The sequence below is a fragment of the Streptomyces coryli genome (assembly GCF_011044975.1).
Classification (GTDB): domain Bacteria; phylum Actinomycetota; class Actinomycetes; order Streptomycetales; family Streptomycetaceae; genus Streptomyces; species Streptomyces coryli.
Map to the genome: position 1 here is coordinate 1 of NZ_JAAKZV010000454.1, position 3056 is coordinate 3056.

Sequence of the window (3056 nt, forward strand, 5' to 3'; positions counted from 1 at the left end):
GCCCCCCTTCCTCCCCCCGGCCCCAGCGCATCGTGGCCGACGTTACCTAGCAGGTTTAAAGGGGTGTGCGGCAGGAAGACCGGTTGTCGGGTTACCGTTCGAGTGACGCCCTGGGCTTTTGCCGCTTGACACGGGGGCGGGATGTACCGTCACACTCCGCAGCAATACCGTACGGCAGAGCTACCAGCCCAGGACCGCAGAAAGACGACCGGAGAAGAGAGCGAAGTTGTCCGCCACCAGCCAGACCCGCCGACTCGTCATCGTGGAGTCGCTCGCCAAGGCGAAGACGATCAAGGGGTACCTTGGCCCCGGCTACGAGGTCGAATCGAGCGTCGGGCACATTCGCGATCTCCCGAACGGTGCTGCCGAGGTCCCGGCGAAATACAAGGGTGAGCCGTGGGCCCGGCTCGGGGTGAATGTCGATGCCGACTTCCAGCCCTTGTACGTCGTCAACAGCGACAAGAAGCAGCAGGTCAGCAAGCTGAAGCAGCTGCTCGCCGAGTCCGATGAACTTTTTCTCGCGACGGACGAGGACCGCGAGGGCGAGGCCATTGCCTGGCATCTCCTCGAGGTGCTGAAGCCCAAGGTCCCGGTCAAGCGGATGGTCTTCCACGAGATCACCAAGGACGCCATCCAGCAGGCCGTGAACAATCCGCGGGATCTTAATCAGAAGCTCGTCGATGCTCAGGAGACGCGGCGGATCCTTGACCGGCTGTACGGGTATGAGGTCTCGCCCGTGCTCTGGAAGAAGGTCATGCCGCGGCTGTCGGCGGGCCGGGTGCAGTCGGTCGCGACGCGGCTGGTCGTGGAGCGGGAGCGGGAGCGGATCGCCTTCCGGTCCGCCGAGTACTGGGATCTGACCGGCACCTTTGAGACCGGGCGGGCCGGCGACGCCAGCGATCCCGCGGCCTTCGCCGCCCGGCTGAACACGGTCGACGGCAAGCGGGTCGCGCAGGGGCGCGACTTCGGCGCCGACGGGCAGCTGAAGTCGGACACCCTGCACCTGGACGAGGCCAACGCCCGCGCCCTCGCGGCGGCGCTGCAGGACACGCAGTTCGCCGTGCGCAGCGTCGAGTCCAAGCCGTATCGCCGGTCGCCGTACGCCCCGTTCCGTACCACCACGCTGCAGCAGGAGGCCTCGCGCAAGCTGGGCCTCAGCGCGAAGGACGCCATGTCGGTGGCCCAGCGGCTGTACGAGAACGGCTTCATCACCTATATGCGTACGGACTCCACGACCCTCTCGGACACGGCGGTCAGCGCCGCCCGGGCCCAGGTCACGCAGCTTTACGGGTCCGACTACCTGCCGGACAAGCCGCGTACGTACGCCTCCAAGGTGAAGAACGCGCAGGAGGCGCACGAGGCGATTCGCCCGTCGGGTGATCGTTTCCGCACGCCGGCGGAGACCGGGCTGAGCGGGGACCAGTTCCGGCTGTACGAGCTGATCTGGAAGCGCACCGTCGCCTCGCAGATGAAGGACGCCACCGGGCAGTCGGTGACCGTGAAGGTCGGCGGGCGGTCCGCGGACGGGCGGGACTGCGAGTTCAACGCCTCCGGCAAGATCATCACCTTCCACGGCTTCATGAAGGCTTACGTGGAGGGCTCCGACGATCCGAATGCTGAACTGGACAGCGCCGAGCGGCGGCTGCCGCAGGTCGCCGAGGGCGACGGGCTGACCGCGAGCGACATGTCGGTCGACGGGCACGCCACCAAGCCGCCCGCCCGTTACACCGAGGCCTCGCTGGTCAAGGAGCTGGAGGAGCGGGAGATCGGGCGTCCTTCGACGTATGCCTCGATCATCGGGACCATCCTGGCCCGGGACTATGTCTTCAAGAAGGGGACGGCGCTGGTGCCGTCGTTCCTGTCGTTCGCTGTGATCCGGCTGCTGGAGGAGCACTTCGGGCGGCTGGTCGACTATTCGTTCACCGCCAGCATGGAGGACGACCTCGACCGCATCGCGCGGGGCGAGGCGCAGGCCGTGCCGTGGCTGCGGCGCTTCTACTTCGGCGATGACGGGGTGGAGACCGACGCCGCCGAGCGGAACGGTGCCGATCATCTGGCGGGCCTCAAGGAGCTGGTGACCGACCTGGGCGCGATCGACGCCCGTGAGGTCTCCTCCTTCCCGGTCGGCAACGGCATCGTGCTCCGCGTCGGGCGTTACGGCCCGTACGTCGAGAAGCCCTCCGAGGTCGAGGGCGAGACCGGGCAGCGCGCCGATGTGCCGGACGACATGCCGCCGGACGAGCTGACGGTCGAGTACGCGGAGGAGCTGCTGGCCAAGCCGAGCGGCGACTTCGAGCTGGGTACGGACCCGGAGACCGGCCGGCCGATCGTGGCCAAGGACGGGCGGTACGGGCCGTACGTCACCGAGGTGCTGCCCGAGGGCACCCCGAAGACCGGCAAGAACGCGGTCAAGCCGCGGACGGCTTCGCTGTTCAAGTCGATGTCCCTCGACACCGTCACGCTCGCCGACGCGCTGAAGCTCATGTCGCTGCCGCGGGTCGTGGGCGCCGACGCCGAGGGCGTCGAGATCACCGCGCAGAACGGGCGGTACGGGCCGTATCTGAAGAAGGGCACCGACTCGCGGTCGCTCGAGACCGAGGAGCAGCTCTTCTCGATCACGCTCGAGGAGGCGCTGGCGATCTACGCCCAGCCGAAGCAGCGGGGGCGGGCTGCCGCCAAGCCGCCGCTGAAGGAGCTGGGTACGGATCCGGTGTCGGAGAAGCCGGTGGTCGTGAAGGACGGGCGCTTCGGTCCGTATGTGACGGACGGCGAGACGAACGCCACGCTGCGGCGGGACGACGACGTCGAGACGATCACGCCGGAGCGTGGTTACGAGCTGCTGGCGGAGAAGCGGGCCAAGGGGCCGGTCAAGAAGAAGACGGCGAAGAAGGCTCCGGCCAAGAAGGCGCCGGCGAAGAAGGCTGCCGCGAAGAAGACCACGACGGCGAAGAAGACGGCCGCGAAGAAGACCGCGGCGAAGAAGACGGCTGCGGCGAAGAAGGCTCCGGCTAAGAAGACGGCTACGGCTCGCACGGAGGACTGACCCACCCACCCGC

The 3056-nt window shown here is 67.9% G+C and carries 1 protein-coding gene; it reads left to right on the plus strand.

Annotation, left to right across the window (positions count from 1 at the left end; translation table 11 throughout):
* Nucleotides 1-226 precede the first annotated feature (226 nt).
* Nucleotides 227-3043: a type I DNA topoisomerase gene (gene topA / locus G5C51_RS41095; protein ID WP_165245907.1), complete on the plus strand. Its 2817-nt coding sequence runs from the start codon at nt 227-229 to the stop codon at nt 3041-3043.
* Nucleotides 3044-3056: the final 13 nt, after the last annotated feature.